Annotated in this window: 5 protein-coding genes and 1 tRNA gene; 4 read left to right on the top strand and 2 right to left on the bottom strand. The window is 50.0% G+C overall.

Going from position 1 to position 5,325, the window contains the following annotated elements; translation table 11 throughout:
• Positions 1–633 precede the first annotated feature (633 nt).
• The 4 genes from HRU21_10850 (at position 634) to HRU21_10835 (ending at position 4,380) form a co-directional block, all read left to right on the top strand.
• On the top strand, positions 634–2,436 hold the full coding sequence (locus HRU21_10850; GenBank protein NRA42785.1) for a hypothetical protein: 1,803 nt from the start codon (positions 634–636) through the stop codon (positions 2,434–2,436).
• 601 nt (positions 2,437–3,037) lie between these two features.
• Positions 3,038–3,361: a hypothetical protein gene (locus tag HRU21_10845; GenBank protein ID NRA42784.1), complete on the top strand. Its 324-nt coding sequence runs from the start codon at positions 3,038–3,040 to the stop codon at positions 3,359–3,361.
• Positions 3,362–3,472: 111 nt separating this feature from the next.
• Positions 3,473–4,135, top strand: a complete 663-nt coding sequence (locus HRU21_10840) for a hypothetical protein (GenBank protein NRA42783.1) — start codon at positions 3,473–3,475, stop codon at positions 4,133–4,135.
• A 14-nt stretch (positions 4,136–4,149) separates the two neighbouring features.
• Positions 4,150–4,380, top strand: a complete 231-nt coding sequence (locus tag HRU21_10835) for a hypothetical protein (protein ID NRA42782.1) — start codon at positions 4,150–4,152, stop codon at positions 4,378–4,380.
• A gap of 484 nt (positions 4,381–4,864) precedes the next feature.
• Here HRU21_10835 and HRU21_10830 read toward each other — a convergent pair.
• Both HRU21_10830 and csrA read right to left on the bottom strand, forming a co-directional pair.
• A tRNA-Ser gene (locus tag HRU21_10830) sits at positions 4,865–4,954 on the bottom strand.
• A gap of 101 nt (positions 4,955–5,055) precedes the next feature.
• Entirely contained in the window at positions 5,056–5,256 is a 201-nt protein-coding gene (gene csrA, locus HRU21_10825) for a carbon storage regulator CsrA (protein NRA42781.1), read from the bottom strand.
• Positions 5,257–5,325: the final 69 nt, after the last annotated feature.

Below are 5,325 nucleotides of genomic sequence, written 5' to 3'. Positions count from 1 at the left end.
CACTTCCTAGCCCATTAATAGCCCCTTCCACCACCCCTCGATATGTGGATGGCGCTTGTTCGGACTAGCCACTGTGTGGAAACAGCGAGCCAGTGGTTCTTGTCTATTCAGCCTCCACTTGGCTGGCATTGATCGGGTTTGGACGTGAGCAGGTGGGGTGCCGTTGGAGTGTGCCTGAATTGCTGCCTTGTGTTGCTTGATGTGGTGGCTATTAGCTTCCACTGCGCCTTCATTTGTTGGCTTGGGGTGTGAGCTGGATGATGTTGCTTGCAGTAGCTACGAATAAGCTGGAGCTGTTTACTGCTGGTTGCTTCAAGCCACTGTCGGCTACTTCCAAACATCAACCACTGCCACCCCCACCCGGAGCAGAGCTCTGTAGGTTATTGGGATGTCGCAAGTGCAACGCATGACATGTTTCTAGGTATAACTGTGGGTGAATTTTATGTCATGCGCCACCGGCAACAGTGGGCCCGTTTACACGAATTTCGATGCCCAAAAATAGCATCGCTTGGCCTCCTAATTACTCTCCGCCATGCGCTTTATTCGTTGTTTTATTAATCTTTTTGATTGACATGTGTCTAATTATATGCTACAATGCTGTGAGACAGTCGATAAACTACGGGATGCCTATGAATGAATGTCAGTGAAGAAATACACAGCCAAGTTATCCACCGCCTTGAAGGTTATGGCAGTGAACCCTCCCCCAACCACAGCAAAGCTCTCCGCCTTATAGCCGAAACGATTGAGAACACGCTGCTAGCTCCAACAACGAACCGAATCGCAGCCCCACTGTTCGCGGGTGGCGGCAAGTCGCTAACTGTCAGGGCAACAGTGGTGCAGGTGTTGAAGCTCAATAAAACTATGCTGATAGCAGTTTCAAACTGCGAGGAAGCAGATGCCCTCTATAAAGACCTAGCGAAAGACGGTGTAGATATGACGAGGGTGGGCTTGTTCTACACGCAAAAAACCACAACCGACGAAGTGGAGCTTATACGCCGCTCTGAAATGGTGGAGGTTGAGGTGTTGATTATCACGCAGCAGCTTGTCCAAAAAGCCGAACCCACCGAGTATACATTCAAGGGTGAGCCGCGCAGCTTAGTGGTGTGGGATGAGCAGTTCATTAGCACCTCCGCCCGCTTCACCACATTGTCAAAGATTCAGTCCCAGTTTCGCACAGTTCTACAGCATGATTTTGAGGGGAAATCTTCCGAAGCTGCGCGAGAACTAAGGAGCTGGATTGAAGCTGCACAACGAGAGTTTGACAAGCTGACGGGCGGTAAAGAGGACACCGTGCGACTACCAGAAACCACATACCAGGCTTCCTACAAAGGCGTTTTCAAGCAAGTAGGTATTGAACACCAGCCCATCACACAAGTTATCGCATGGGCAGAGAGTCACTCCCCTATAAGGCTGATAAGGGTTGACGGCTCAAACACCTTGGTAGCAGACAGTCGGGTCTTGATACCAGACAGCCTACAGAATGTGTTGGTGCTCGATGCAACGGCCGACGTCTCAGCGTTGGTAAGTGCAGATAGCTCGCTAGAGGTGCTAACGGATATGCCGATAAAGCGGTATGACAACGTAACAGTGAAACTCGCAGACGTGCCTTCTGGTCGCGGGAAAATGAACGAGCTCAAAAGCAAATACGTGGCCGAGGTGAAGCACATCCTCAGAGAAGAAATACCAGAAGACGAAGAAGTGTTGATTTGCACCCTCAAAGATTCCAACAAAAGCAAAATCTACGCTCGCTTAAAGAACGCTCTGGACGGTGATAGCCGTGTACGTTTCCTTACGTGGGGCAAGCATCGGGGTATCAACACATTCGCCCACGTTCCGAACCTCATCATTGTGGGCACCATGTACAGAAATGAGGCGGAAGTTACAGCATCCTATGCAGCGGCTACGCGCAAACCCATGCCAGCCATCAGCCGAGAGCAGCAGTTTGGTTGGACGTTGGACGAGGCTTCATCTGACGTCGTACAACTACTTAACCGCATAGCCTGCCGAAACACCATCAATGACCAAGCTGGCAAAGCTACGGTGTGGGCCTTTGCTGCCGCCCACCAAGACACGCACAACATGATGATGGATTTGGACAGGCCGTACAGAAGCCTTCCTGACCACCTCCCCGGCTTGGTGGTGGAGGAGCGCACCCCTGCCGTTCTGCCAACTACGGCTCAAATGTCTGGCATGAAGACACGTAGTAATAAAGCTGGGCGCGTAGCGGCCTTAAAGGAAAAAATGGTAGGCGAGCTGTCGAGGTTGCCAGAAGACGTAAACAGCTATAGCAAAGGTGACTTAATACAAGCAGCGTTAGGTGACTCTTATAACGCAAGGCAAGCCAACGTGAAGCGCGCCCTTGACTCAATCAATAAAGACTCAGATACGGGCTGGTATATCACTTCGCCAACGAGCAATTATTTTATTCGTCAATAATATTTTAGGCGAGATCTGCCATTAATACATCATATTCTAACACTCAAGGAGAGTCAACTATGAACAACTACTGGAGAAATGTTCTATCTCGTGCCGAAACCATCCAGCGCATTCAAAACCTACGAGCAGATCGGTGGACTTGGCAAGAGGTAGCTAATCACCTCAACGCCGAAGGGTATCGCCAACTAAATGGACGCTTGTTCTCAAGGGGGAGCGCACAACTCTACTGGAGGCGGGTAGGACTGCCTCCCTCAAACATCAACTTCACCTTTGAAAGTTGTAAATGACCTACTCCGAGGCAGTTGAGCAATTTGAGCTAGCCACACGAAGGCTCATATACCTCCAGCGCGAAATTGCTTCGCTGGGCTACATCACCTGCGACATACGCCGAGATTGGACGACTTGGACAGATAAAAAGATGGAAGCTGAGTCTGTCCTACAACCACCCAAGAAGCACGACAGCAACAACCCCTATTGGCTTTACAAGCAATAACTCCCAGCCACGCCAGCAGCCTTTTAGTGAACGCCCCTTCCAAATGCGTTTGCTACTAAAAACTATGCCCCCTCGATTGGACGGCTGGCTCTTACATAAGGAAAGACGATGAACGATTACCAGCACATAGCAGCAGCACTCAACAGAAACCTTATGACCGCAGCAGATATGCCAGATTTTGTTTACCAACGAGCGATGAACACAGCCGCCCCCTCAGAGGCGACCACCAGCACCGCTCATGCAACAAGGGCACTCCATCGTGTGCTTTACAGGGCATGGAACAGCCTGTGTGACACGGCCGATATACCGGAAGGACGCACCACTACAGAAGCTAGGAAGAAAGAACGTAAGGCACGAGAAGCTGAGAGGAAATTAGAGCTTGTGCTGGGCCGATCAGAGGCCGAGCTGTTGCCGGACAGCTTTGATCACTAAACGAACACTTAAAAGGATATGGCCACTACCAACGCCATGAACCCAAAGGTAGTCGAAGTTCAGCCGTGCACTCCGTTACCAAAAGGCGGCAACTCTTAGGAAGCATGAATAATGAACGAAGTAACCAAGAAACTGCATACAACCGTCCTACAATCCACAAATGGTATGTCGGAGGCACAGTTAGCTGCTTACGCACGTAGCCTACGCGCCTTAAAGTACGAGATACATGATACGCGTGCCGGCACACGTGCTGAGCAAGCTGACATTGACCTGTTAGAGGCTCGCATTGCGGAAGTGGCTACCGAAAGCGAAGAGAGATTCCCAACGCCCCCGCCACCCACTGAAGAAGAAATCACCGCCCAACTAAAAGCTGAAGGTAATCACGCGCGTGTGTACAACCGGGCACGCCTCCAAGCCATCCGAGAAGCTCAAGAAGAGCTAGATAAAGTAACGATTCAATTCCGAGTAGGTGGCGCGGATTCAGGGTTCAACCAACGAGCTGAATTAGTCAAAGCGGCTCAAGCGGAATTGGACAAGCTGAAAGCCACCCCTTCATACATCGAGCTTGAAACTCAGCAGAAGAACAAGATGGTGTCGGAAAAAGAAATGCTCAACCAACAACTACGACACTACGACAATTTTGATCCGAATTATCGAAACTCAGTAGCAGGTGTTACCGCAATTGATCGGCTTAAAGAGCTAGAGAAAGGGATTGACGTTGAATTAGGTGAGGTGGAGTTTAGCTCTGTCCTCAACGGAGGTGCTGCAAAGTGAGTATGTGGGAAAACATGACCCGAGAAGTGCCTTTCAGATATTTCATTATCGGCGGAAAGGCACAAAAACGCGGAAGCGGTTGGAATTTTTGGGCAATTACAACTAATCCTCAAAAAGCAGTTGAAGCGTCTAAGCGACAAGGCAAACCGATCAGCCACATTGGTTATTTAGTAGGTAACGGTAAATTGAAATTAACCACGCTTGACACAGACAACCGACAGAAGTTGATGGGGGCTTTCACGTGAGCATCTCAACCCAGCTTAAACATGGGGTGCTTCGTGCATCCCTACTTCTGGGTCACTCGATTACTCATGCGTGTGCCGCGTTAAGCGCGGCATCCGCCTCCACCATCACATCAAAACAATTGTTAGGCGAACTGTCTGATGCGTGCCTCAGCGTTCCAGAAGTAGCAGCTCCACGCACGATAGAAGCTCGCAGAGCGATTCTAGCGAGGGCACAGATGCTATCTGCGACCTTTCATCGCAACGGCGCACCAGAGCTGGAATCATTCGTTGAAGGTGCTGAGGCTGCGTACAGCGAGGTGGTGGCTGAAAAGAAAGATACAGGGGCAATAAATATTAAATAACAGCCACAGACAGACAGAGCACAACTATAAGAAGGCTTTATCTTCGGCAATCTTTTTGTGTATAAATTTGGCGTCTAAAACCTATTGATTCTAGGCTGACCTATCAGCCTATTTTTCTTTATAAATCAATAAGTTAGGGGGTGTGGCGGAGAGCGAGGGATTCGAACCCTCGATAGGGATAAACCTATACGCCCTTAGCAGGGGCGCGCCTTCGACCACTCGGCCAGCTCTCCGGATACTCTCTAAAACAGTGCGATGCGCCCTGATTTGAGAGCGCGGCATAATAACACAACAGTGGGAATTTCAAAGGGATAGCGGCGTCATGCCGCCATAATTAATCGCGAGAATTGGTGCTAGCGTCGTTGGGCTCGTCACCGTCCTGAATGCGGTTGTAAATCTCTTCGCGGTGCACTGACACATCACGGGGGGCGTTAACGCCAATACGTACCTGGTTGCCTTTCACTCCCAGTACCGTGATGGTGACCTCGTCACCGATCATAAGTGACTCGCCAACTCTGCGCGTCAAAATCAACATAAATCCATTTCTCCAATCATTCGCCGCTTACTGCTTGTGGCATGAAAGCGACGATTGCTGCCGGCATTT

The organism is Pseudomonadales bacterium (assembly GCA_013215025.1).
In the GTDB taxonomy this organism is placed as follows: domain Bacteria; phylum Pseudomonadota; class Gammaproteobacteria; order Pseudomonadales; family DT-91; genus DT-91.
This window is presented reverse-complemented; position numbering and strand designations above follow the sequence as displayed.

Coding starts and splice junctions, on each gene's coding strand:
- HRU21_10850 (NRA42785.1), top strand. CDS start 634: ATGAATGTCAGTGAAGAAATACACAGCCAAGTTATCCACCGCCTTGAA.
- HRU21_10845 (NRA42784.1), top strand. CDS start 3,038: ATGAACGATTACCAGCACATAGCAGCAGCACTCAACAGAAACCTTATG.
- HRU21_10840 (NRA42783.1), top strand. CDS start 3,473: ATGAACGAAGTAACCAAGAAACTGCATACAACCGTCCTACAATCCACA.
- HRU21_10835 (NRA42782.1), top strand. CDS start 4,150: ATGACCCGAGAAGTGCCTTTCAGATATTTCATTATCGGCGGAAAGGCA.
- csrA (NRA42781.1), bottom strand. CDS start 5,256: ATGTTGATTTTGACGCGCAGAGTTGGCGAGTCACTTATGATCGGTGAC.